Source organism: Streptomyces sp. NPDC002092 (genome assembly GCF_053593775.1).
Map to the genome: position 1 here is coordinate 71293 of NZ_JBSFDG010000024.1, position 23731 is coordinate 95023.

Sequence of the window (23731 nt, forward strand, 5' to 3'; positions counted from 1 at the left end):
TTCACTCCGAGCGCCTGCCCGGACGGGTGAACAGGCGGGGGTCGGTGGATACACCCTAGGGGTGGGGGAACCGAGGGGGGACCGTGGAGCGGCGGGCACAACCCCGTGACCGCCGCTCCACGGGCAGCCCCTGAGCTGGTCGGGCGGATTACGCTGCGGTTCCGGGAGCGCCCCTTTAGGGGCGCGGGGAACTGCGCGACCAGCCACAACGGCGCCGCAGCCAACGAACGACCTGACGCGGCACACTCAGCGGAGCGCTCAGCCGAAGACGGCCAGGCTCTTCGCCTTGCCCTTCTGTTCCTCGACGAGCGCGAGGAAGTGTCCCTCGGGGTCGAATACGGCCACCGGGCCGCCGCCCGCGTACACCTCGGGCATCTCAAGCCTTACGCCGTTGGTGAGCAGCCGGGCCCGCTTGGCGTCCACGTCCCAGCGCGGGAACGCGGCCGTGGCCGCCTCGGCGATCGGCATCACCGTCAGCTCCTGCTGGAGCTCGTCGAGCGTCTTCGCCGCGTCCAGCTTGTAGGGGCCGACGCGGGTGCGGCGCAGCGCGGTGAGGTGGCCGCCGACGCCCAGGCCGGCGCCCAGGTCGCGGGCGAGGGCCCGGATGTAGGTGCCGGACGAGCAGACGACGGAGACCACCAGGTCCAGCACCGGGGTGCCGTCCTCGGCGACGGCGTCCCGGACGTCGTACACCGCGAAGGACGACACGGTGACCGGGCGGGCCGGGATCTCGAACTCCTCGCCCTCGCGTGCCCGCTTGTAGGAGCGCACACCGTCGATCTTGATGGCGCTGACCTTCGACGGGACCTGCATGATGTCGCCGCTGAGCTTCGCGATCCCGGCGTCGACGGCCTCGCGGGTGACCTTCGAGGCGTCTGCCGACCCCGTGATCTCGCCCTCTGCGTCGTCGGTCAGGGTCGTCTGCCCGAGGCGGATCGTGCCCAGGTACTCCTTCTCGGTCAGCGCGAGGTGACCGAGCAGCTTGGTGGCCTTCTCGACGCCTAGGACGAGCACGCCCGTCGCCATCGGGTCGAGGGTTCCCGCGTGCCCGACACGGCGGGTGCGGGCGATGCCGCGCATCTTGGCGACCACGTCGTGCGAGGTGAAGCCCGACGGCTTGTCCACGATGACAAGCCCGTCGGGCGTCCGGTTCTTCTGGGTCATTCGGCGGTGTCGTCCTCGTCTTCACCCGGCTTCTTGTACGGGTCCGCCTCGCCGGCGTAGGCGGCGCCGGCCGAGACCTCGCGCACCTTCTGGTCGGACTGGCGGGCCTTGTCGAGGAGGTCCTCGATGGTCCGGGCGGTGTCCGGGAGGGCGTCCGCGACGAAGGTCAGCGTCGGCGTGAACTTCACGCCCGCGGCCGCGCCGACCGCGGAGCGCAGGACGCCCTTGGCGCTCTCCAGACCGGCGGCCGCGGCCGCCCGCTCCTCGTCGTCCCCGTACACCGTGTAGAAGACGGTCGCCTCCCTCAGGTCCCCGGTGACCCGGGTGTCCGTGATGGTGACGTGCGAGCCGAGCCGCGGGTCCTTGATCCCACGCTGCAGCTTCTGGGCCACCACCTCTCGGATGAGGTCCGCCAGCCTCTTGGCACGCGCGTTGTCGGCCACTGGTCCGTCTCCTTAAGTGCTTACTTCTTGCTTCAGTCTTCGTCGCTGTGGAGCCTGCGTCGAACCGAGAGCAGTTCCACCTCGGGCCGTCCCGCGACCAGCCGCTCGCAGCGGTCCAGCACGTCGGAGAGGTGTCCCGTGTCCCCGGAGACCATCGCGAGCCCGATCTCGGCCCGGCGATGGAGGTTCTGGTTGCCCGTCTCCGCCACGCTCACCGCGTACTTGCGCTGGAGCTCGGCCACTATCGGACGGACGAGAGAGCGTTTCTCCTTGAGCGAGTGAACGTCGCCGAGGAGCAGGTCGAAGGACAGAGTCCCCACATACATGTGTGTCCGGATGTCCCGCCGGTTCGGGGTACGGGCGCCACGCTTCGACGCCGATACGGGAACCGTACACGCAACGGCCGGGGCCGATCGACGGAAATTCCGTGGAGGAACTTCCCCGCCGATCGGCCCCGATCGCGTGCTGGATCAGACGCGCGGCTTCTCGCGCATCTCGTACGTCGCGATGACGTCGTCGACCTTGATGTCGTTGAAGTTGCCGAGGTTGATACCGCCCTCGAACCCTTCGCGAATCTCGGTGACGTCGTCCTTGAAGCGACGCAGACCCTCGATGTTGAGGTTCTCCGCGACCACCTTGCCGTCGCGGATGAGGCGCGCCTTGGTGTTGCGCTTGACCTCGCCGGAGCGGATGAGAACACCCGCGATGTTGCCCAGCTTGGACGACTTGAAGACCTCGCGGATCTCCGCCGTACCGAGCTCGACCTCCTCGAACTCCGGCTTGAGCATGCCCTTGAGGGCCGCCTCGATCTCCTCGATCGCCTGGTAGATGACCGAGTAGTAGCGGACGTCCACGCCCTCGCGCTCGGCCATCTGCGCCGCGCGGCCCGCCGCACGGACGTTGAAGCCGATCACGATGGCGTCCGAGCCCATCGCCAGGTCGATGTCCGACTCCGTGACCGCACCGACGCCGCGGTGCAGGACGCGGATGTCGACCTCTTCGCCGACGTCCAGCTGGAGCAGGGAGGACTCGAGCGCCTCGACGGAACCAGAAGCGTCACCCTTGATGATGAGGTTGAGCTGCTGGACCTCGCCGGCCTTGAGCACCTTGTCCAGGTCCTCGAGGGAGACACGGCGCGTGCGCTTGGCGAACGCGGCGTTGCGCTCACGGGCGGCGCGCTTCTCGGCGATCTGACGGGCCGTACGGTCCTCGTCCACCACCAGGAAGTTGTCGCCCGCACCCGGGACGTTGGTCAGGCCCAGGACCTGGACCGGCGTCGACGGGCCCGCCTCGGCGACGTTGTTGCCGTTGTCGTCGAGCATGGCGCGCACTCGGCCGTAGGCGTCGCCCACGACCATCGTGTCGCCGACCCGCAGGGTGCCTCGCTGGACGAGGACCGTCGACACGGCACCACGGCCGCGGTCGAGACGGGACTCGATGGAGATGCCCTGCGCGTCCTGGTTCGGGTTGGCCCGCAGGTCGAGCGAGGCGTCCGCGGTGAGGACCACGGCCTCCAGCAGGGAGTCGATGTGCAGACCCTGCTTGGCGGAGATGTCGACGAACATCGTGTCGCCGCCGTACTCCTCGGCCACCAGCCCGTACTCGGTGAGCTGACCGCGCACCTTGGTCGGGTCGGCGCCCTCGACGTCGATCTTGTTGACCGCGACGACGATCGGGACGTCGGCCGCCTTGGCGTGGTTGAGCGCCTCGACCGTCTGCGGCATGACGCCGTCGTTGGCCGCGACGACCAGGATCGCGATGTCGGTCGACTTCGCACCACGGGCACGCATGGCGGTGAACGCCTCGTGACCCGGGGTGTCGATGAAGGTGATCTTGCGCTCTTCGTCGTTGACCTCGGTCGCGACCTGGTAGGCACCGATGTGCTGGGTGATGCCGCCGGCCTCGCCCGCGATGACGTTCGTCTTGCGGATGGCGTCGAGGAGCCGGGTCTTACCGTGGTCGACGTGACCCATGACGGTCACGACCGGCGGACGGACGACCAGGTCCTCTTCGCCGCCCTCGTCCTCGCCGAACTCGATGTCGAAGGACTCGAGCAGCTCGCGGTCCTCCTCCTCGGGGCTGACGATCTGAACCTCGTAGTTCATCTCGCCCGCGAGGAGCTGCAGCGTCTCGTCGGAGACGGACTGCGTGGCCGTGACCATCTCGCCCAGGTTCATCATGACCGCGACGAGCGACGCCGGGTTGGCGTTGATCTTCTCCGCGAAGTCGGTGAGGGAGGCACCGCGCGACAGGCGAATGGTCTCGCCGTTGCCGCGAGGCAGCATCACGCCGCCGACCGACGGGGCCTGCATGGCCTCGTACTCCTGGCGCCTCTGCCGCTTCGACTTGCGACCGCGGCGCGCGGGACCACCGGGACGACCGAAGGCGCCCTGCGTGCCACCGCGACCGCCCGGACCGCCGGGACGGCCGCCGAAGCCGGGACGGCCACCGCCGCCACCGCCGGGACCACCCGGACGGCCGGCGAAACCGCCACCGCCGCCACCGGGACCGGCGGGACGACCGGCGAAGCCGCCGCCGCCACCGCCACCGGGACGACCGGCGAAGCCGCCGCCGCCACCCGGACGACCGCCGCCGCCACCGGGACGACCGCCGCCGCCGGGACCGCGGCCGCCGGGGCCACCGCCGCCGGGACGCGGGCCGGCAGCCGGACGCTGCGGCATCATGCCGGGGTTCGGACGCGGGCCGCCGGGGCCGCCGCCGGGACGGGGGCCGCCGCCCTGCGGACGGGGCATGCCGCCCGGAGTCGGACGCGCGCCGCCCGGAGCCTGCGGACGGGGACCGCCGGCAGCACCCTGGGGACGCGGACCACCCTGGCCGGCACCCTGCGGGCGCGGAGCGCCACCCGGGGCACCCGGGCCGCCGGGACGCGGAGCGCCACCCGGACGGGGCGCCTGCGGGCGCGCCATGCCGGTGGAGCCACCGGAGGTGAAGGGGTTGTTGCCCGGACGGGGACCGGCCGGACGGGCACCGGGACGCGGGGCGCCGCCACCCTGGCGCGGGGCGCCACCGGGACGGTCGCCGCGCTCACCACGGCCCTGGCCACCCTGGCCGGGACGCTCGGGACGGGCGCCCGGACGCGGGGCCTGGCCTGCCGGACGCGGGGCGCCCGGACGGGGGCCGGAGCCCTGGCCCTGGGAGGCAGCCGGGGCGGCGGGAGCCGCCGGAGGCGCCGTGAACTCGGGCGTGGTCGGAGCCGGGGACGCCGGGGCGGGCCGCGGCGCGGGCTTCGGGCCCGGGGTGGGACGGGGGCCGGGAGCGGCCGGCGCGGCGGGAGCCGCGGGCTTCTCCTCGGCGGCGGCCGGCTTGGGGGCCGGCGGGCGCGGGGCGGCCGGACGGGCTGCCTGCGCCGGAGAGGGGGCTGCCGGACGAGCCGGGGCAGCCTTGCGTGCGGGGGCGGACTTGCCGCCTCCGTTGCCCTGCTGGAGGGCGTCCGTCAGCTTACGGACGACGGGCGCTTCGATGGTCGAAGACGCCGAACGGACGAATTCACCGAGTTCCTGGAGCTTGGCCATGACGACCTTGCTCTCAACCCCGAACTCCTTGGCGAGTTCGTATACCCGGACCTTAGCCACTTCGCTCCTTTTAGGTCCGGGTTGCGTCCGGACCGTCGCTACTTCATGGGCGTACTCATCGCGTGCTCATCGAGTGCTCATCGCAATCTCGACCTACTTCCAACTCGCGGGGTACCAGGGCCGCACGGGGGTTCCGTACGACGCGTCTTACGGTGTTGCCTGCTCGACATAGAGGCGCAACGCCTTTGTGTCGAGCGCTCCCGGGGCGCGCAGCGCCCGCGTGAACGCCCGGCGGCGTACCGCCAGGTCGAGACAGACCAGGGCGGGGTGCACATACGCACCCCGGCCGGGCAGCGTACCGCGATGATCGGGGACACATTCACCCTCGACCGCCACGATGCGCAGCAGATCCTTCTTGGCCGCTCGCTGCCTGCACCCCACACAGGTGCGCTCAGGGCATGCGCGGGCGCGCGTCCGGCCAGACACTCTTAAGTCTACCTCCCCGTGGCGACCTCACCCCTTTGGGGCAAGAATCGAACAGTTCCGCGCATGCAACTGTCGTGAACTGAGCCATGCGCGGCTTGGATCTATTCCCCGCGCGGCTCTCCGCGCTGCTCCTCGGCCTGCTCGGTGTCCGGACGGATGTCGATCCGCCAGCCGGTCAGCCGGGCCGCGAGGCGGGCGTTCTGCCCTTCCTTGCCGATCGCCAGGGACAGCTGGTAGTCCGGCACCGTCACCCGCGCGGAGCGGGCGGCGAGGTCCACGACCTCCACCTTGGACACCCGGGCCGGCGACAACGCGTTGGCGACCATCTCCGCCGGGTCGTCCGACCAGTCGACGATGTCGATCTTCTCGCCGTTCAGCTCGCCCATGACATTGCGCACACGCCCGCCCATGGGGCCGATGCAGGCGCCCTTGGCGTTCAGGCCCGAACGGGTGGACCGTACGGCGATCTTGGTGCGGTGACCGGCCTCACGGGCGATCGCGGCGATCTCCACGGACCCGTCGGCGATCTCCGGCACCTCCAGGGCGAAGAGCTTCTTCACCAGGTTGGGGTGGGTGCGCGAGAGGGTCACGGACGGGCCGCGGACGCCCTTCGCCACTCGTACGACGTACGAGCGCAGCCGCATGCCGTGCGGATACGTCTCGCCCGGCACCTGCTCCTGCACCGGCAGGATGGCCTCCAGCTTGCCGATGTCCACGAGCACGTTCTTCGGGTCGCGGCCCTGCTGGACCACTCCGGTGACGATGTCGCCCTCACGACCGGCGTACTCGCCGAGCGTCGCGTCGTCCTCGGCGTCGCGCAGCCGTTGCAGGATGACCTGCTTGGCGGTGGTGGCGGCGATACGGCCGAAGCCTGACGGGGTGTCGTCGAACTCGCGGGGCTCCTGGCCCTCCTCGAGGTCCTCGGGATCCTCCTTCGCCCACACCGTCACGTGGCCGGTCTCCCGGTTGAGCTCCACGCGCGCGTGGCGGCGGCTTCCCTCGGTTCGGTGGTAGGCGATGAGGAGGGCCGACTCGATCGCCTCGACCAGCAGGGGGAAGGAGATCTCCTTCTCCCGTACCAAGCCCCGCAGGGCACTCATGTCGATGTCCACGGCTACGCCTCCTCTTCCTTCTCGTTCTTGTCCTTGCGGTTGAACTCGACCTGCACGCGCGCCTTGTCGACGGCGTCGAAGGCGAGTCTGCGGCTGGTCGCCCTGCGGCCCTTCACCCCGGGCACTTCGAGGTCAAGACCTTCGTCGTCGACCTTGAGGATCCTGGCGACCAGTTCCCCGCCCTCGGCCAGCTGGAACTTCACCAGCCGGTCCACGGCGCGCACATAGTGCCGGTGTTCCTTGAGGAGGCGCTCCGCGCCGGGGGTTCCGACCTCGAGGGTGTACTCGCCCTCGCCCATCGCGTCCGTCTCGTCGAGCTTCGCCGAGAGCGCGCGGCTCACATCGGCGATCTGGTCCAGATCGGCACCGGTGTCGGAGTCGACGACCACGCGCAGCACCCGCTTGCGTCCGACGGAGTCCACTGCGATCTCTTCGAGATCCAGGCCCTGGGAGCTGACGAGCGGTTCCAGGAGCTCTCGCAGCCTCTCGCTCTGGGTGGTGCTCATCCGGGTGACTCCTCGGCCGCGTGTGCTGTTGTGGGATGGGTCGCGTGTCTGGTCAAAGGGTATCCGGTCGCAAGGTGTGTTGCCGTACACGTACGGACGTGCGGTGCCGGGTGCCTCCGGCGGTGGTGCCGGGTCGCCTATTGGCTCGGGGGCTGTGGCCTATTGGGCGAGTGCGGGTTGTGTGCGGCTTGTCGCGCCCACGCGGCGGAGCCGCATATCGACACTCGCGCCCCTTCAGGTGGCTGTCGAGCCGGTGACATGACTGCGATGGATGCGCGGGTACCGTGATCACACGCGGGGCGCTCTTCCCGCGAGCGTGTTCGTACGAGGCCCCCGAGGACGTCAGCCGTGTCGTACCCCCCGCCCTTGCGCGCCCCCTCGGGGCCGCGCAGAAGATCCGTGCTTGCTTCGGCCGCCGGGGCCGCCCTGTTGGTGGGGTGCTCCGGCGGGCGGTCCGAGCAGAGTGCCGGTGGCAGTCCGTCGGTCACGGAGAAGGCACGCGCGCGTGCGGCGCGGGACAGTGTGGGGCTGCTCGGGCGGTACGACGCCGTGATCGCCGCGCATCCCGCCGTGGCGGAGCAGTTGGGGGCGCTGCGGGCGGAGGTCGCCCGGCATGTGGAGGCCTTCGGCGGGACGGTGGCGCAATCCTCCCCCACGGCGCCGGAATCGGCTTCGCCCTCCGCCGCCGCGCCCGTGAACCAGAAGGACGCCCTCGCCGGGCTTGCCGCCGCCGAGCGGGCTCTGGCCGACCGGCGGATCGCGGCGCTCCTCGACGTGCCGGGCGAGTTGGCGCGGCTGCTGGCCTCGGTGGCCGCGGCCGGGGCGGCGCATGCGTATCTGCTGACGGAGGGTGCCGGGTGAGCCGGGAGAAGGAGCTGAAGGCCCTGCAGGCGGCGCTGGCCGCCGAGCATGCGGCGGTGTACGGCTACGGGGTCGTCGGCGGGCGGATCCGCCCGGGACGGCGTACGGAGGCCCGGGCGGCGTACGACGCGCACCGGGCCCGGCGGGACGCGCTCACCCGCGAGGTACGGGACCTGGGCGGCACGCCGGTGGCCGCGGCGGCGGGGTACGCGTTGCCGTTCCCGGTGCCGGACTCGGCCGCAGCCGTGCGGCTCGCCACCGAGCTGGAGGACCGCGTGGCCGGGGTCTACTCCGACCTGGTCCGGGCGACCGCGGGCGAGCGGCGGCGGGCGGCCGCCGGGGCGCTGCGGGAGGCGGCGGTGCGGGCGGTGCGCTGGAGCGGCGAGAGCGTAGCCTTCCCTGGGCTCGCCGAGCGGGCGGCCACCGCCCCGGCCTCCGCGGCACCCACGGCATGACCCGTACTGGAAGGGAACGACTCGCGCATGGCTTTCGCACCGCCGCAGCGTCTGGTCAGGGCGCTCGGTGAGACGGCACCGGACGGCGACGACTGGCTGGAGAAGCTGCCCGAGGCGGCCCGGCAGGCGGTCGCGCTACGCGAGTTGACCGTGGAGCGGGTCCAGGTGCCCGGCGGGCGCAGCAGCCTGGTCGTGCTGGTGCGGCGCCCCGACGGGACGCCCGCCGTGCTGAAGCTGGCCCCGCCCCGGGCCCGTCCGGAGAGCGAGCGGGCGGCGCTGGCGCACTGGGGCGGTATGGGCGCCGTACAGCTGGTCGAACCGTTCACGACGGAGGGTGTGTTGCTGCTGGAGCGGCTGCATCCGGATGTGTCGGTGCGGTCGTTGCCGGAGGCGAAGGCGCTGCTGGAGGCGGCGGGGACCTTGCGGCGGCTGTGGGTGGAGCCACCTGCCGACGAGGACGCGCATGTCTTCGAGACCGTGGCCGAGCGGACCGGGCGGCAGGCCGAGGCCATGCGGGCGACCGCGGCGGGCTTCGCCGAGGTGGCCGTGTTGGTCGACGCCGCGGTCGCCGCCCGCGAGGGGCTGCTGGCGGATCCGCCGGAGCAGCGGCTGCTGCACGGGACGTTTCGGCAGAGCAAGGTCCTCGCCGGTGAGCGGATGCCGTGGTTGGCCGTGGGGCCCGATCCGGTGGTGGGTGAGTGTGCGTTCGATCTGGCTCGGTTGGTGCGCGATCGGGTGGAGGATCTGATCGCCTCGCCGGCGGGGGCGGCGACGACGCGGCGGCGGGTGAAGCGGCTTGCCGAGTCGTTGGATGTGGATCAGGAGCGGTTGCGGGGGTGGACGTTGTTCCGGGCTGTGGAGTCCGGGGTGCGGGCGCTTCGGGTGGGGCGGGGGAAGGATGCGGAGTTGTTGCTTGAGTTCGCCGGGTGGCTTTAGCTCGGAAGAGCTCGGGGCTGCGGGTCGTTTTCGGGCTGCGGGTGTGTGGGGGTTGATCGCGCCACGCGGCGGAGCCGCAAATCGACACGGCCCCGCGCCCCTTTGGGGCGCTTCAGTGCGTCCGCGGCTGCCGCGACGGCGAGTACGGCGATGTTCGCGGCCAGGCCCACCAGGCCGGCGTTGACGTTTCCGGCCAGGCCCTTCTGCCAGAACGTCAGCCAGAGCACGACCAGTTCGCCCACGAAGAGGCCGGCCAGGACGGCCGCCTTGCCCACCGGGCGGCGGGCCAGGAAGCCCAGGGCGATGGCGGGGGCGAGCTGGACCGTGCCGCTGTAGGTGAGCAGGAGGAGGTTGGCGAGCAGGTCGGGGCGGTAGACGGCGAGCAGGAGGGAGAGACCGCAGGCGGCCACCACCGTGCCGTGGTTGATCCAGAACTGCTTCCGCTCGTCCCGCACCCGGGCGATGTTGCGGGCCACGAGGGACGAGATGCCGATCAGGATGCCCGCCGCCGGCACCATCGCCGTCGCGATGGCCGCGACGACGACCAGGCCCGTGGCCCACGTCGGCAGCACCTGCTTGCTGAGCGTCAGCAGGATGCCGTTGGCCGGGGTGCCCGGCTTGAGGACGAGGACGGCGGCGAAGCCGACGATGACCGGCATCAGGAGACAGAGTTCGTACAGCGGCATCCAGGTGTAGTTGCGGCGCAGCACCTTGGGATCGCGGGCGGACATCACGGCCGGCCAGGCGTGCGGCAGGCACATCAGGCCGACGCCGACCATGCTGACCAGCATGCTCGTGGTGAACCAGACCTGGTCGGACGGTCCGGCGTGGATCGTGAGCAGCTGCGGGTGGAGTCTGTCGATGCGGTGGAACATGGCGCTGACGCCACCCGTGAAGTGGGCCGGGACGGCGATGAGCAGCACGGCCAGGACGACCAGCATGACGACGTCCTTGAAGTACGACGTCATCGCGACGCCGTGCAGGCCCGCCCACAGCACGAAGGCCACCACCAGCACACAGCCGATGATCATGCTGAGGGTGCCGGAGGCCGAGTCGCCGGTGACCAGCTGGACGATCAGCCCCAGGCCGGTGATCTGGAGTTGGAGATACGGCAGCACGAAGACCACTCCGAGGACGGCCGCGACCGTGCCGAGCAGTTTGCTGTCGTAGCGGTCCTCCAGGTAGTCCCCCTGGGTGAGGTAGCCGCGCTCCTTGCCCAGCGACCACAGGCGCCTGGCGAGGAAGAACAGCACCATGTAGCCGATGGGGACGTACGGGAGGGCGTAGAGGGCGGCGACTCCGCCGCTGAAGGCGAGGCCTGCCATGCCGAGGAAGGTGAAGGTGGTGAACACCTCTCCGGCCTGCAGGAACCACATGCTCAGTGCGCCGAACCGGCGTCCGCCGACGGCCCATTCGGAGAGGTCGGCAGCGGGCTTGCGGCGGCCGACGAAGCCGAGGACGCCGATCAGGGCGATGCCGGTGAAGGTCATGACCAGGATCGTCGTCACTCGTCGACCTCCTCACGGTTCATCAGGCGCTCCGTGAGGAGCAGTGCGGGTGTGCACATCACGCACCACACCGCGCCCCACACCAGCATCCGGGGCAGCCCGAACCACAGCCCGCCGGTGTTGACGAACGGCAGGAACGGCATGAGGACCAGGCCGAGGGCGGGCACCGCGGGGATCAGGTGGTACGGGCGCACTGTGCCTCCTCGGCGAGACGGTCCAGCCGGCGGACGGCGAGTTCGGCGAGCAGGGCGGCTCCGTCGGAGAGCACCGCGTCGTCGAAGGCGGCGAGCGGGGAGTGGTTGGTGGGGGCGGTCTCCGGGTCGCCGGTGGCGTCGGCGCCCAGGAAGACGAAGGCGCCCGGCACCCGGTCCAGGATCCGGGAGAAGTCCTCCGAGCCGGTGATCGGGTCGCTGAGCTGCTCGAAGCGCTCCTCCCCGAAGGCCTCGCGGACGGTGTCGGCGAGGAAGTCGTGCTCGCCGGCGTGGTTGACGGTGACCGGGTATTCGGGGACGAAGTCGACCTCGGCGGTGAGGCCGTGGGCGGTGGCGATGTCCTGGCAGAGGCGTACGGAGACCTCCGCGATGCGTTCGGCGGCGGCCGGCGAGAAGGTGCGGACGGTCGCCTCGAAGGCCGCGTCGTCGGGGATGATGTTGCGCCGGGTGCCGGCGTGGAAGGTGCCGACGGTGACCACGACCGGGTCGAACACGTCGAAGCGCCGGGTCACCATCGTCTGCAGCGCGGTGACCATCTCGCAGGCCGCCTGGATCGGGTCGAGGGAGTCGTGCGGGCGGGAGCCGTGGCCGCCGGCTCCGACCACCCGCACATGCAGGCCCGCCGAGGCCGCCATCAGCGGGCCGGGGCGGGAGGCGAAGACGCCGGTGGGATACGAGGACGAGCTGACGTGCAGTCCGTAGGCGGCGTCGACCGGGCGTCCCGCCGCGTCCAGTACACCCTCCTGGACCATGTGCCCGGCGCCGTCCCAGCCCTCCTCCCCCGGCTGGAACATGAACACCACGTCCCCGGCGAGGCTCTCGCGCCGGTCCGCGAGCAGCCGGGCGGCGCCGACCAGACCGGCCGTGTGCAGGTCGTGGCCGCAGGCGTGCATGGCGCCCGCGATCCGGGAGGCGAACTCCGCGCCGGTGCGCTCGGTGACGGGCAGGGCGTCCATGTCGCCGCGCAGCAGTACGACGGGGCCGCCGGGCACAGCGCCGCCGCGCAGCACAGCCGTGACGGAGGACAGCGAACTGCCGGTGCTGATCTCCAGCGGCAGTCCGTCGAGGGCGGCCAGCACCTTCTCCTGTGTGCGCGGCAGGTGCAGCCCGATCTCCGGCTCCCGGTGCAATGCCCGGCGCAGGACGGCCAGTTCACCCTGGAGCTCACGCGCATCGTCTCTCAGGCTCATCCCTCTCCCCTCACCCGTGCACCACCTGTTGCATGTACTGCCCACGTGGCCGGAAATGATGAGGGTGCGAGGCGGAGACGCGCGGAAATTGGCGGAAAAGGCCGCTCAGGTTGTGCTCGGGGCGCGGGTTCGTGGGAGTTGATCACACAGTCCCCGCGCCCCTTCAGGGCGCTCCCCTGCCGTCAGGTCGAGGCGAGGGCACGCCACCCGGTCAAGCAGTCAGGCGGGCGATCGCCTCGTCCACCGTCAGCTCCTCGCGCTCGCCGGTCCTGCGGTCCTTCAGTTCCAGGACGCCCTCGCCGGAGCGGCGGCCGGCGACCAGGATCTTCGGTACGCCGATGAGTTCCGCGTCCGTGAACTTGACGCCCGGGGAGACGCCCGCCCGGTCGTCGACCAGGACGCGCAGTCCGGCCGCCCGCAGCTTCTCGGAGACGTCGAGGGCGAGTTCGATCTGCAGGGCCTTGCCCGCGGCGACGACGTGCACATCGGCCGGGGCGACCTCGGCGGGCCAGCACAGGCCCTGCTCGTCGGCGGTCTGCTCGGCGAGGGCCGCGACCGCGCGGGAGACACCGATGCCGTAGGAGCCCATGGTGACGCGGACCGGCTTGCCGTTCTGGCCGAGGACGTCGAGCTTCAGCGCGTCCGCGTACTTGCGGCCGAGCTGGAAGATGTGGCCGATCTCGATGGCGCGGTCCAGCTTGAGGCCGGTGCCGCACTTCGGGCAGGGGTCGCCCTCCTGGACGACCACGACGTCGACGTACTGGTCGACCTCGAAGTCACGGCCCGCGACGACGTTCCTGGCGTGCGTGCCCGCCTTGTTGGCGCCGGTGATCCAGGCGGTGCCGGGGGCCACGCGCGGGTCGGCGATGTACGTGACCTTCTCGCCGCGGCCCTGCGGGCCGACATAGCCGCGGACCAGGTCGGGGCGGCCCGCGAAGTCCGCCTCGGTGACCATCTCGACGACCGCCGGAGCGAAGTGCGCCTCGACCTTGTCCATGTCGACCTCGCGGTCGCCGGGGACACCGACGGCGACGATCTCGCCGTCGACCTTCACGAGGAGGTTCTTCAGGGTGGCGGAGGCCGGGACCTCCAGGAAGGCGGCGAGGGTCTCGATGGTCGGGGTGTCGGGGGTCGGGATCTCCTCCAGCGCGGGCACGCCTTCGGCGTCCACCGGCTTGAGCTCGTAGGTGATCGCCTCGGTGTTGGCCGCGAAGTCGCAGTTCGGGCAGTCCGCGAAGGTGTCCTCGCCGGCTTCGGCGGGGGCGAGGAACTCCTCCGACTTGGAGCCGCCCATCGCGCCCGCGGTCGCGGCGCAGATGCGGTAGTCGAGGCCGAGGCGCTCGAAGACGCGCTGGTAGGCCTGGCGGTGCAGGGCGTAGGACTGGGCGAGGCCCTCGTCCTCGGTGTCGAAGGAGTACGAGTCCTTCATCAGGAACTCACGGCCGCGCAAAATGCCGGCCCGCGGACGGGCCTCGTCACGGTACTTGTGCTGGATCTGGTAGAGGATCACCGGCAGGTCCTTGTACGAGGACGCCTGGTCCTTCACCAACAGGGTGAAGATCTCCTCGTGGGTGGGGCCGAGGAGGTAGTCGCCGCCCTTGCGGTCCTTGAGGCGGAACAGCTCCTGGCCGTACTCGTCCCAGCGGCCCGTGGCGTCGTACGGCTCCCGCGGCAGCAGGGCGGGGAGCAGCACCTCCTGGGCGCCGATCGCGTCCATCTCCTCACGGACGATCCGCTCCACGTTGGCGAGGACCTTCTTGCCGAGGGGCAGCCACGACCAGATACCGGCCGCCGTGCGGCGCACATAGCCGGCCCGGACGAGCAGCTTGTGGCTGAGGACCTCGGCGTCCGCCGGGTCGTCACGCAGCGTCTTCGCCATCAACTGGGACATGCGTTGGACCGGTGCGTTCGCCATGGTTCTCGTACTCCTGCTGCGTAAGGGTGATGGCAAGGAGGTTAGCCGGGGGGCCGGTTCCGGTGGAAATCCGTTAACGGCGCCGCAGGGGCAAGGGGGCGCCCATCACGGCGTACGGCTTCGGGGCGCTCGGGAAGAGGACCTGGCGGGCCAGGTCCCGGTAGCCGAGGGAGTGGTAGAGGCCGCGGGCCGGGCTGTCGACGTCGATCGCCGACAGGATCGAGCGGGGCTCGGTGGCACCGTCGGTGATGGTCGTGATCAGGGAGCGGCCGATGCCGCGGTTCTGGTGGCGCGGGTGCACGTGCAGCTCGGTGATCACGAAGGAGTCGTCGAGCCAGCCGTCGTGCCCCTGCGCGCGGAGGTACGGCTCGACGACCGTGGACCACCAGTGGGTGCGGTCGTTCGGCATGCCGTAGACGAAGCCGACGAGGCGGCCTTCGACGGTGGCGCCCAGTGCGCGGGCTCCCGGGTAGGTCATGTGCCGCAGAACGATCTGCCGGCGTACGGCGACCTCGTCGGCGCCGAGTCCGAAGGCCACGGCCTGCACGGCGAGCGCCTCGTCGACCCGGGCGGACAGGTCGAGGGTGCCGATCACGACGTCTTCGGGATGGCGGTGTCCGTGACCGGGAAAGCGCAGCATGCCGGGGAGACTACAGGTCTCGTACGGGGCTCAGAACAGCGCTGTGAACTGCGGCTGGGAGTCCGGCCGGAAGTGCGGCTAGAACAGAACGCTCATGAAAGCGCCGACTTCCTGGAACCCCACCCGCTGGTACGCCCTTCGCGCGGGGGTGTTGAAGTCGTTGACGTAGAGGCTGACGATCGGGGCCACGTCCGCCAGCGCGTAGCGGAGGACCGCGGCCATGCCCGGGGCGGCGATCCCCATTCCCCGGTACTCGGGGGCGACCCACACCCCCTGGATCTGGCAGGCCTGGGGGGTGGCGGCGCCGATCTCCGCCTTGAAGACGACCTTGCCGTGTTCGTCGAGGCGGGCGAACGAGCGGCCCGAGCCGACGAGTTCCGCGACCCGGGCCTGGTAGAGCAGCCCGCCGTCCCCCGCGAGCGGCGAGACGCCGACCTCCTCGGTGAACATCGCCACACAGGCCGGCATGATCGTTTCCATCTCGTCCTTGCGGATGCGGCGGACGTACGGATCCGGGGCGATGTCGGCGGGCATGCGGTCGGTGACCATGAGCGGCTGGTGGGCGCGGACCTCGCGGGCGGGGCCCCAGCTGGGTTCGAGCAGGCGCCAGAGCAGGGTGGTGGCCTCGACGGGGCCGACTATGGACGAGCAGCGGCGGCCGGCCCTGCGGGCGCGGTCGGCGAAGGCGCGTACGGCGCGCGGGCCGGCGCAGATCGGGACGAGGTTGGCGCCCGCGTAGCAGAGGGCGGTGAGCATGCCCTCCTCGTAGAAGCCCCACATCTCGCCGCCGAGCCGCCACGGGTCGAGGCCCGCGACCTGGACCCGGGAGGTCACGAAGGCGTTCGCGACCGGCTCGCGGTCGAGGACGGCGAGCGCGGCGTCCAGGTCGCTCGGTTCGAGCACCCGTGAGGTGGTCTGCGTCAACACGTGCGGGCCTCATCGTGAGGTTCTGCTGATCTCCGCACTGTACCTGCGGAGGCTGGGCGGTGCCGCCCCCGGTTGGCGTACTGCCCGTTGCCCGGTGGGGCTCGGCCGGTGTGCCGCCGCTGGGGGCTGCCGCCCCCGGACCCCCGCTTTCGGCCTGAACGGCCTCGTCCTCAAACGCCGGACGGGCTGAAGGACCAAGCCCCGACCGGCGCTGGAAAGTCGCCTCAGCCCGAAGTCCCCGGCCCGAGGATTCCTCAGCCCGAAGATCCCTCAGCTCGAAGTGTCCTCGCGCCGAAGTGTCCTCAGCCCGCCACCGAGACCGACGGCTCGCCCGAAGGGGTGCCGTCCGCCTCCATCTGTTCGGCCAGCTTCATGGCCTCCTCGATGAGGGTTTCCACGATCTTGGACTCGGGGACCGTCTTGATGACCTCGCCCTTGACGAAGATCTGGCCCTTGCCGTTGCCGGAGGCGACGCCGAGGTCGGCCTCGCGGGCCTCGCCGGGGCCGTTGACGACGCAGCCCATGACGGCGACGCGAAGGGGGACCTCCATGCCGGTCAGGCCCGCGGTGACCTCCTCGGCCAGCTTGTAGACGTCGACCTGGGCGCGGCCGCAGGACGGGCAGGAGACGATCTCCAGGCCGCGCTGCTTGAGGTTCAGGGACTCCAGGATCTGGTTGCCGACCTTGACCTCCTCCACGGGAGGCGCGGAGAGGGAGACGCGGATCGTGTCGCCGATGCCCTGCGAGAGCAGCGCCCCGAAGGCGACCGCCGACTTGATCGTGCCCTGGAAGGCGGGCCCGGCCTCCGTCACGCCGAGGTGCAGCGGGTAGTCGCACTGGGCGGCGAGCTGCTTGTACGCCTCGATCATCACGACCGGGTCGTTGTGCTTGACCGAGATCTTGATGTCCCGGAAGTCGTGCTCCTCGAAGAGGGACGCCTCCCAGAGGGCCGATTCGACCAGAGCCTCGGGGGTCGCCTTGCCGTACTTCTGGAGCAGCCGGCGGTCGAGGGAGCCGGCGTTGACGCCGATGCGGATCGGGGTGCCGTGGTCCTTGGCGGCCCGCGCGATCTCCTTGACCTTGTCGTCGAACTGCTTGATGTTGCCGGGGTTGACGCGGACGGCCGCGCAGCCCGCCTCGATGGCCGCGAACACGTACTTCGGCTGGAAGTGGATGTCCGCGATCACCGGGATCTGCGACTTACGGGCGATGGTGGCGAGGGCGTCCGCGTCGTCCTGCGTGGGGCAGGCGACGCGCACGATCTGGCAGCCGGAGGCGGTGAGCTCGGCGATCTGCTGGAGGGTCGCGCCGATGTCGGACGTACGGGTCGTGGTCATCGACTGCACGGACACGGGCGCGTCGCCGCCGACCGCCACGGATCCGACCTGGATCTGCCTGCTCTGCCGACGCTCGGCAACCCTGGTCGGAACGGACGGCATGCCGAGAGAAATCGCAGTCATCTGCTGTGCAACCCCAAGTCGTGGATCAAGGTCCGGTCCCGGATCAGCGGGCTCCAGGCTTCGAGATTACGGCACCGGTGCAGGGCCCAGCACGCCCCCACCTCAAACACACTCGGCGGGGGGACCCCCTCGCCGGTAAACCCACTCAATGGAATGCGGCCCGGCACAAAACGTGCCGGGCCGCCACGAACTCCGCGTGACCAGTTGATTTCCTCTAGGTGATTTTCACGGGGTTGACCACGTCCGCGATCAGCACCAGCAGTGTGAAGCAGACGAAGACGCCCGCCACCACGTACGCCACCGGCATCAGCTTCGCCACGTCGAACGGGCCCGGGTCCGGGCGTCGCAGCACCCTCGCCAGATGGCGGCGCAGCGACTCCCACAGGGCGCCCGCGATGTGTCCGCCGTCGAGCGGGAGCAGCGGGAGCATGTTGAAGAGGAACAGGGAGAGGTTGAAGCCGGCGATCAGCATCAGGGCGGTGGCCAGCTGCTGGGTCGGCGGGATGTCCATGGTGAAGATCTCGCCGCCGACGCGGGCCGCGCCGACCACGCCCATCGGGGAGTCGGGCTGGCGGGGGGCGCCGTCGAAGGCCGCGTTCCACAGGGCGGGGATCTTGCCGGGCAGGTCCGCGATGGAGCTGACGGCCTCGCCGAGCCGGTCGCCCATCCAGGACACCGACTCGCCGAAGTCCTGGCGGACGACGCCGTTGGCGGCGCTGAAGCCGAGGAAGCCGGCGGTGACGTACTTGCCCGGGACGACGTGGCCGGTGGAGTCCTTCTTCGCGACCTGGTTGGTGGCGATCTTCGCGTGCAGGGTCGTCTCCTGGCCCTTGCGGTCGACGACGATCGCCACGTCCTTGCCCGGGGTGGCCCGGATGAGGTCGGAGAGCTTGTTCCAGTCGTCGGTCCGCACCCCGTTGAAGGACACGATCTTGTCGCCGGCCCTGAGGCCCGCCGCGGCGGCCGGGGAGGCGGCGTCGGACTTGGTGCACTTGTCGCGGTTCTCGCTCTGGGCGATGACGCACTGCGAGACGGAACTGACGGTGGTGGTCTGCTGGGCGATGCCGAAGCCCATCAGGACCGTGAGGAACAGCGCCACGGCCAGGATCAGGTTCATGAAGGGGCCCGCGAACATCACGATGACCCGCTTCCAGGGGGCGCGGGTGTAGAAGAGGCGGTTCTCGTCCCCGGGGCGGAGTTCCTCGAAGGCCGCCGAGCGGGCGTCCTCGATCATGCCGCGCCAGGGCGAGGTGGAGCGCGCGGTGATCCGGCCGTCGTCGCCGGGCGGGAACATGCCGATCATGCGGATGTAGCCGCCGAGCGGAACGGCCTTGAAGCCGTACTCCGTCTCGCCCTTCTTCCGCGACCAGAGGGTCGGGCCGAAGCCCACCATGTACTGCGGCACGCGGATGCCGAAGAGCTTGGCGGTGGACAGATGCCCCAGCTCGTGCCACGCGATCGAGACCAGCAGGCCGACCACGAAGATCACTATGCCGAGGATCATCATCAGGGATGTCATGCACGCGCCTCCGCGGCAGAAGTCGTCTGCGCCGTCAGTTCCCGGGCCCGGGCCCGTGCCCAGGTCTCCGCTTCGAGGACGTCCGGCACGGTGAGGGAAGTTCCCGTGGGCGGGGTGCCGTGCTCCTCGACGACCCTGGTCACGGTCTCCATGATCCCGTTGAACGGCAGCGCGCCACTGCGGAACGCCTCCACGCATTCCTCGTTGGCCGCATTGAACACCGCCGGGGCGGTGCCCGCGAGTTCACCCACGTGCCGGGCGAGGTTCACCGACGGGAACGCGTCATTGTCGAGCGGGAAGAACTCCCACGTCGAGGCGGTGCTCCAGTCGAAGGCCGGTGCCGCGTCGGGGACGCGCTCGGGCCAGCCCAGGCCGATGGCGATGGGCCCCCGCATGTCGGGGGGCGTCGCCTGGGCGATCGTCGATCCGTCGGTGAACTCAATCATCGAGTGGACATACGACTGGGGATGCACGACGACCTCAATGCGGTCGAAGGGAATGTCGTACAGCAAGTGTGCCTCGATCACCTCGAGGCCCTTGTTGACGAGGGTCGCCGAGTTGATCGTGATCACCGGGCCCATGGCCCAGGTGGGGTGGGCGAGGGCGTCCTGGACGGTGACGTTCGCCAGCTCGGCCCTGGTACGGCCGCGGAAGGGGCCGCCGGAGGCGGTGACGACGAGTTTGCGTACGTCGGCCCGTGTGCCGGCCGCCAGCGCCTGGAAGAGGGCCGCGTGCTCGGAGTCGACCGGAATGATCTGCCCGGGCTTGGCGAGCGCCTTGACCAGCGGGCCGCCGACGATGAGCGACTCCTTGTTGGCGAGCGCGAGGGTGCGGCCCGTCTCCAGGGCGGCGAGGGTCGGGGCGAGGCCGATGGAGCCGGTGATGCCGTTGAGCACGGTGTGGCAGTCGGAGGCGGCGAGCTGCGTGGCCGCCTCGGGCCCGGCGAGGATCTCCGGGAGCGGCTCCCCCGCTCCGTACTGCGCGGTGAGCGCCTCGCGCAGTGCCTCTACGGCGTCCTCACGGGCGACCGCGACGGTCCGTACCCGCAGCCGGTGCGCCTGCTCGGCGAGGAGGGCGATCCGGCCGCCGTTGGCGGACAGGCCGGTGACCCGGAAGCGGTCGGGGTTGCGCAGCACGAGGTCGATGGCCTGGGTCCCGATCGACCCGGTGGAGCCGAGGATCACCACGTCCTTCGGGCCGGTTCCCGCCACAGGGTCGTAGACGAGATGGGGGTCGGCGAGTTGGGCTGGACTGTCGCTCATCCCTCCATTGTTGCCGAGCCGGAGCGCCGGGAGGACAGTGCGTCGCTCGGGTGGGTGGCTTGTCGGGCTCTGCGGGGGTCGGAGCGGGATCTTTCCTGGGGCTGCCCGGCGGTCGAGTCCGGCGTCGCGGGCCCGGCACCCGCTCCCCCACCGCCTTGGAGGCGGGGGCTCCGGGCCGTGGCGTTGTCGGTCGCTGCAGCTGCACGCGCCAGGCCCCGCTCGGGTCGGCCGGCAGGAGTCCGTTCCTGCCGGCCGACCGGATCCACCGGACAGCTCCCGGCGAAACGCCGTGAAGATCAGGCGCCGGAGGGATCCCTTCGAAAGGTGCCGGGAGGTCAGCGGATGGGGCGGTGCTGGTTCTCCTTCGCCGAGGCTCCGGGGTCGGCCGCGGCGATCCACGGTCCCTCGCCCGACGGGTCGACGATGCCGTCCTCCAGCCACTCGTACGTGCCCGACATGATGCCCTTGACCAGCTTGCGGTCGAGGTCGTCGGTGTTGGTCCACAGGCGGCCGAAGAGTTCCTCGACGCGGATGCGGGACTGGTGGCAGAAGACGTCGGCGAGCTGGTAGGCCTCGCGGCCGTGGTCGCCCTGGCTGCGCAGGAGTTCGGCCCGTACGCAGGCCGCGCTCATCGCGAACAGTTCGGCGCCGATGTCGACGATGCGGCCGAGGAAGCCCTGCTTGGTCTCCATCTTTCCCTGCCAGCGGGACATGGCGTAGAAGGTGGAGCGGGCCAGCTTGCGGGCGTGCCGTTCGACGTAGCGCAGGTGCGGGGAGAGGTCCACGCCGTGCTTGAACTCGCCGTAGGAGACGGGGAGTTGGCCCGGACCTGCGACGAGTTTCGGGAGCCACTTGGCGTAGAAGACGCCGGCGCTGGCTCCTGCCTTCGCCTTGTCCTGCAGGGACTTCTCGGGGTCGATCAGGTCGCCGGCCACCGACAGGTGGGCGTCGACGGCCTCGCGCGCGATCAGCAGGTGCATGATCTCGGTCGAGCCCTCGAAGATGCGGTTGATGCGCAGGTCGCGCAGGACCTGTTCGGCCGGGACCGCCCTCTCGCCGCGGGCGGCGAGGGACGCGGCCGTCTCGAAGCCGCGGCCGCCGCGGATCTGGACGAGTTCGTCGGCGATGAGCCAGGCCATCTCCGAGGAGAAGAGCTTGGCCAGGGCGCCCTCGATGCGGATGTCGTTGCGGTCCTCGTCGGCCATCTGGGAGGACAGGTCGAGTACGGCCTCCAGGGCGAAGGTGGTCGCAGCGATGAAGGAGATCTTCGACCCGACCGCCTCGTGCCGGGCGATCGGCTTGCCCCACTGCTCACGGGCCGCCGACCACTCGCGGGCGATCTTCAGGCACCACTTGCCGGCGGCCACGCAGGACGCGGGGAGCGAGAGCCGGCCGGTGTTGAGGGTGGTGAGGGCGATCTTCAGCCCTGCGCCCTCCGGGCCGATCCGGTTGGCCGCCGGGACCCGGACCTGGTGGAAGCGGGTGACGCCGTTCTCGATGCCGCGCAGGCCCATGAAGGCGTTGCGGTTCTCCACGGTGATACCCGGCGAGTTGGTCTCGACCACGAAGGCGGTGATGCCGCCCTTGTGGCCTTCGGACTTCGGCACGCGTGCCATGACGACGAGGAGGTCGGCCACCACGCCGTTCGTGGTCCACAGCTTCACCCCGTCGAGGACGTAGTCGTCCCCGTCCGGCACCGCGCTGGTGGCGAGCCGGGCGGGGTCGGAGCCGACGTCCGGCTCGGTGAGCAGGAAGGCGCTGATGTCGGTGCGGGCGCACCGGGGCAGGAACTGCTCCTTCTGCTCCTGGGTACCGAACAGCTTCAGCGGCTGGGGTACGCCGATCGACTGGTGCGCCGACAGCAGTACGCCGATCGCCGGACTGGCCGAGCCCGCCAACGCGAGTGCCTTGTTGTAGTACACCTGGGTGAGGCCGAGGCCGCCGTACTTGGTGTCGATCTTCATGCCGAGGGCGCCGAGTTCCTTGAGGCCGTTGATCACCTCGTCGGGGATCCGGGCCTCGCGTTCGATCAGCGCGCCGTCGACCTTCGTCTCGCAGAAGTCGCGGAGCTTGGTGAGGAACTGCTCGCCGCGCTGCACGTCCTCGGTGGCGGGTGTGGGGTGCGGGTGGATGAGGTCGAGGCGGAAGCGGCCGAGGAAGAGTTCCTTGGCGAAGCTCGGCTTGCGCCAGTCCTGTTCGCGGGCCGCCTCCGCCACCTGGCGGGCCTCGCGTTCGGTGACGGTGGGGCGTCGGGAAGAGGGTGCGGGTGCTGCGGACATCAGGGCCACCTCGCCGCGAATCGGGATCTTGGTCGACTTTGGTTACCGACGGGTGCTACCCGATCGTATGTACCCGATTCGGGGCGAGGCCACCACCCTTTGTGCAGCCGTTCGGCGGATGTTTCTGGTACGACCTCTTCCGTGGGACTCCACCTCTAAGAGAAAGCCGAGAAGAAAGCTGTCGAAGCGCTTCGACTCCTATGGACACCCACCCTCGCTAGAGCTAGTGTCGAACCACCCCCACCCGCCCCTGTTCGCAATGCGCACTGTCGAAGCGCTTCACACGCTTGGAGAGCTGGATGGTCACCCTCGCCGAGGTCGCCCAGCACGCCGGAGTCTCGGCGAGCACGGTGAGCTATGTCCTCAGCGGCAAGCGGTCCATCTCCACCACCACCCGGCTGCGGGTCGAGGAGTCCATCCGCGAACTCGGCTACCACCCCAACGCGGGCGCGCGGGCCCTGGCCAGCAGCAGGTCGAACATCATCGCGCTGATGGTGCCGCTGCGCACCGACATGTACGTACCGGTGATGATGGAGATCGCCATCGCGGTCGCCACCACGGCCCGCACGCACGGTTACGACGTCCTGCTGCTGACCGGCGAGGAGGGCCCCGACGCGGTGCGCCGGGTCACCGGCAGCGGACTCGCCGACGCGATGATCCTGATGGACGTGGAACTCGACGACGAGCGGCTGCCGTTGCTGCGCGGCACCGACCAGCCCTCGGTCCTCATCGGCCTGCCCGCCGACACCTCCGGACTGACCTGCGTCGACCTGGACTTCAAGGCGACCGGCGCGCTGTGCGTGGAGCACCTGGCGATGCTCGGCCACCGCGACATCGCTGTCATAGGAGAGGCCCCCGCCGTCTACGAGCGGCACACGGGCTTCGCCGAGCGCACCCTCGACGGACTGCGCTCACGCGCCCAGGAGCTGGGCGTACGGCTGCTGCACCGGCCGTGCGAGGGCGGGTACGACGCCATGGCCGTCACCCTCGCCCGCATTCTCGACGAGCGGCCGGGCACCTCCGGCTTCGTCGTGCAGAACGAGTCGGCGGTCGAGCCGCTGCTCGCCCTGCTGCGCCAGCAGGGCCGTGCCGTGCCCGAGGACGTGTCGGTGGTCGCGGTCTGCCCGGACCAGGTCGCCGTGCAGGCCTCGGTGCGGCTGACGTCCGTCGCCATCCCCGCGCAGGAGATGGGCCGGCACGCCGTGGAGCGGCTGGTCGCCAAGCTGGACGGCCGGGGCACGGACGAAGTCGTGCTGCTCGCCCCGGAGTTGACGGTCCGGGCGAGCACGGGCCCGGCACCCTCCGGTACTTCCTGATCCCGCT

At 70.8% G+C, this 23731-nt stretch carries 21 protein-coding genes; 4 read left to right on the top strand and 17 right to left on the bottom strand.

Features of this window, described 5'->3' with window-relative positions:
* Window positions 1–258 precede the first annotated feature (258 nt).
* The 7 genes from truB to rimP form a co-directional block, all read right to left on the bottom strand.
* Complete coding sequence (gene truB, locus ACWCRD_RS39295; RefSeq protein WP_450970475.1) at window positions 259–1164, bottom strand: tRNA pseudouridine(55) synthase TruB; 906 nt, start codon at window positions 1162–1164, stop codon at window positions 259–261.
* Window positions 1161–1607: a 30S ribosome-binding factor RbfA gene (rbfA, locus tag ACWCRD_RS39300; protein WP_450970476.1), complete on the bottom strand. Its 447-nt coding sequence runs from the start codon at window positions 1605–1607 to the stop codon at window positions 1161–1163. The genes truB and rbfA overlap by 4 nt, the downstream gene beginning before the upstream one ends.
* A 32-nt stretch (window positions 1608–1639) precedes the next feature.
* Entirely contained in the window at window positions 1640–1933 is a 294-nt protein-coding gene (locus ACWCRD_RS39305; protein ID WP_030944944.1) for a DUF503 domain-containing protein, read from the bottom strand.
* Window positions 1934–2077: 144 nt separating this feature from the next.
* Window positions 2078–5200, bottom strand: a complete 3123-nt coding sequence (infB, locus tag ACWCRD_RS39310; protein ID WP_450970477.1) for a translation initiation factor IF-2 — start codon at window positions 5198–5200, stop codon at window positions 2078–2080.
* Window positions 5201–5347: 147 nt separating this feature from the next.
* Window positions 5348–5626: a YlxR family protein gene (locus ACWCRD_RS39315; protein ID WP_185124210.1), complete on the bottom strand. Its 279-nt coding sequence runs from the start codon at window positions 5624–5626 to the stop codon at window positions 5348–5350.
* Window positions 5627–5727: 101 nt separating this feature from the next.
* On the bottom strand, window positions 5728–6738 hold the full coding sequence (gene nusA, locus ACWCRD_RS39320) for a transcription termination factor NusA (protein WP_450970478.1): 1011 nt from the start codon (window positions 6736–6738) through the stop codon (window positions 5728–5730).
* Window positions 6739–6740: 2 nt separating this feature from the next.
* Window positions 6741–7244 (bottom strand): ribosome maturation factor RimP, encoded by a 504-nt coding sequence (rimP, locus tag ACWCRD_RS39325; RefSeq protein ID WP_450970479.1) that lies wholly within the window; start codon window positions 7242–7244, stop codon window positions 6741–6743.
* 348 nt (window positions 7245–7592) lie between these two features.
* Here rimP and ACWCRD_RS39330 point away from each other — a divergent pair, with 348 nt between their 5' ends.
* From ACWCRD_RS39330 to ACWCRD_RS39340, 3 genes are read left to right on the top strand one after another with little or no spacing between them, the layout of a single operon-like run.
* Complete coding sequence (locus ACWCRD_RS39330) at window positions 7593–8105, top strand: hypothetical protein (RefSeq protein WP_450970480.1); 513 nt, start codon at window positions 7593–7595, stop codon at window positions 8103–8105.
* Entirely contained in the window at window positions 8102–8560 is a 459-nt protein-coding gene (locus tag ACWCRD_RS39335; RefSeq protein ID WP_450970481.1) for a ferritin-like domain-containing protein, read from the top strand. The genes ACWCRD_RS39330 and ACWCRD_RS39335 overlap by 4 nt, the downstream gene beginning before the upstream one ends.
* A 27-nt stretch (window positions 8561–8587) precedes the next feature.
* Window positions 8588–9496 (top strand): aminoglycoside phosphotransferase family protein, encoded by a 909-nt coding sequence (locus ACWCRD_RS39340; protein WP_450970482.1) that lies wholly within the window; start codon window positions 8588–8590, stop codon window positions 9494–9496.
* Here the strand turns inward: ACWCRD_RS39340 and ACWCRD_RS39345 are convergent.
* The 10 genes from ACWCRD_RS39345 to ACWCRD_RS39390 all read right to left on the bottom strand — a co-directional run bounded on the left by ACWCRD_RS39345 (window position 9493) and on the right by ACWCRD_RS39390 (window position 22408).
* Window positions 9493–11004 carry a sodium:solute symporter family protein gene (locus ACWCRD_RS39345; RefSeq protein WP_450970483.1) on the bottom strand — a complete coding sequence of 504 codons (1512 nt, stop codon included), beginning with the start codon at window positions 11002–11004 and terminating at the stop codon, window positions 9493–9495. The two genes, ACWCRD_RS39340 and ACWCRD_RS39345, sit on opposite strands and share 4 nt — an antisense overlap.
* Window positions 11001–11198, bottom strand: a complete 198-nt coding sequence (locus ACWCRD_RS39350) for a hypothetical protein (protein ID WP_450970484.1) — start codon at window positions 11196–11198, stop codon at window positions 11001–11003. The genes ACWCRD_RS39345 and ACWCRD_RS39350 overlap by 4 nt, the downstream gene beginning before the upstream one ends.
* On the bottom strand, window positions 11180–12406 hold the full coding sequence (locus ACWCRD_RS39355) for a M20 metallopeptidase family protein (RefSeq protein ID WP_450970485.1): 1227 nt from the start codon (window positions 12404–12406) through the stop codon (window positions 11180–11182). Before ACWCRD_RS39355 ends, ACWCRD_RS39350 begins: the two co-directional genes overlap by 19 nt.
* 211 nt (window positions 12407–12617) lie before the next feature.
* Window positions 12618–14321: a proline--tRNA ligase gene (locus tag ACWCRD_RS39360; RefSeq protein ID WP_450970486.1), complete on the bottom strand. Its 1704-nt coding sequence runs from the start codon at window positions 14319–14321 to the stop codon at window positions 12618–12620.
* Window positions 14322–14394: 73 nt separating this feature from the next.
* Window positions 14395–14961 (bottom strand): GNAT family N-acetyltransferase, encoded by a 567-nt coding sequence (locus tag ACWCRD_RS39365; RefSeq protein WP_450970487.1) that lies wholly within the window; start codon window positions 14959–14961, stop codon window positions 14395–14397.
* 78 nt (window positions 14962–15039) lie between these two features.
* Window positions 15040–15888, bottom strand: a complete 849-nt coding sequence (locus ACWCRD_RS39370; protein WP_450970488.1) for a GNAT family N-acetyltransferase — start codon at window positions 15886–15888, stop codon at window positions 15040–15042.
* Window positions 15889–16190: 302 nt separating this feature from the next.
* Window positions 16191–17348: a flavodoxin-dependent (E)-4-hydroxy-3-methylbut-2-enyl-diphosphate synthase gene (ispG, locus tag ACWCRD_RS39375; protein WP_344404769.1), complete on the bottom strand. Its 1158-nt coding sequence runs from the start codon at window positions 17346–17348 to the stop codon at window positions 16191–16193.
* A gap of 214 nt (window positions 17349–17562) precedes the next feature.
* Window positions 17563–18855 carry a M50 family metallopeptidase gene (locus ACWCRD_RS39380; protein WP_450970502.1) on the bottom strand — a complete coding sequence of 431 codons (1293 nt, stop codon included), beginning with the start codon at window positions 18853–18855 and terminating at the stop codon, window positions 17563–17565.
* Window positions 18856–18863: 8 nt separating this feature from the next.
* Window positions 18864–20129, bottom strand: a complete 1266-nt coding sequence (gene dxr / locus ACWCRD_RS39385) for a 1-deoxy-D-xylulose-5-phosphate reductoisomerase (RefSeq protein WP_450970489.1) — start codon at window positions 20127–20129, stop codon at window positions 18864–18866.
* A 335-nt stretch (window positions 20130–20464) separates the two neighbouring features.
* Window positions 20465–22408 carry an acyl-CoA dehydrogenase family protein gene (locus tag ACWCRD_RS39390; RefSeq protein ID WP_450970490.1) on the bottom strand — a complete coding sequence of 648 codons (1944 nt, stop codon included), beginning with the start codon at window positions 22406–22408 and terminating at the stop codon, window positions 20465–20467.
* A gap of 299 nt (window positions 22409–22707) precedes the next feature.
* On the opposite strand from ACWCRD_RS39390, the gene ACWCRD_RS39395 reads away from it, so the two are divergent.
* A complete protein-coding gene (locus ACWCRD_RS39395) occupies window positions 22708–23724 on the top strand; it encodes a LacI family DNA-binding transcriptional regulator (RefSeq protein ID WP_450970491.1) in 1017 nt (338 codons plus the stop codon).
* Window positions 23725–23731 lie beyond the last annotated feature (7 nt).

Coding starts and splice junctions, on each gene's coding strand:
- ACWCRD_RS39365 (WP_450970487.1), bottom strand. CDS start 14,961: ATGCTGCGCTTTCCCGGTCACGGACACCGCCATCCCGAAGACGTCGTG.
- truB (WP_450970475.1), bottom strand. CDS start 1,164: ATGACCCAGAAGAACCGGACGCCCGACGGGCTTGTCATCGTGGACAAG.
- rimP (WP_450970479.1), bottom strand. CDS start 7,244: ATGAGCACCACCCAGAGCGAGAGGCTGCGAGAGCTCCTGGAACCGCTC.
- ispG (WP_344404769.1), bottom strand. CDS start 17,348: ATGACTGCGATTTCTCTCGGCATGCCGTCCGTTCCGACCAGGGTTGCC.
- ACWCRD_RS39355 (WP_450970485.1), bottom strand. CDS start 12,406: ATGAGCCTGAGAGACGATGCGCGTGAGCTCCAGGGTGAACTGGCCGTC.
- dxr (WP_450970489.1), bottom strand. CDS start 20,129: ATGAGCGACAGTCCAGCCCAACTCGCCGACCCCCATCTCGTCTACGAC.
- ACWCRD_RS39305 (WP_030944944.1), bottom strand. CDS start 1,933: ATGTATGTGGGGACTCTGTCCTTCGACCTGCTCCTCGGCGACGTTCAC.
- ACWCRD_RS39340 (WP_450970482.1), top strand. CDS start 8,588: ATGGCTTTCGCACCGCCGCAGCGTCTGGTCAGGGCGCTCGGTGAGACG.
- ACWCRD_RS39360 (WP_450970486.1), bottom strand. CDS start 14,321: ATGGCGAACGCACCGGTCCAACGCATGTCCCAGTTGATGGCGAAGACG.
- ACWCRD_RS39390 (WP_450970490.1), bottom strand. CDS start 22,408: ATGTCCGCAGCACCCGCACCCTCTTCCCGACGCCCCACCGTCACCGAA.
- ACWCRD_RS39395 (WP_450970491.1), top strand. CDS start 22,708: ATGGTCACCCTCGCCGAGGTCGCCCAGCACGCCGGAGTCTCGGCGAGC.
- ACWCRD_RS39380 (WP_450970502.1), bottom strand. CDS start 18,855: ATGATGATCCTCGGCATAGTGATCTTCGTGGTCGGCCTGCTGGTCTCG.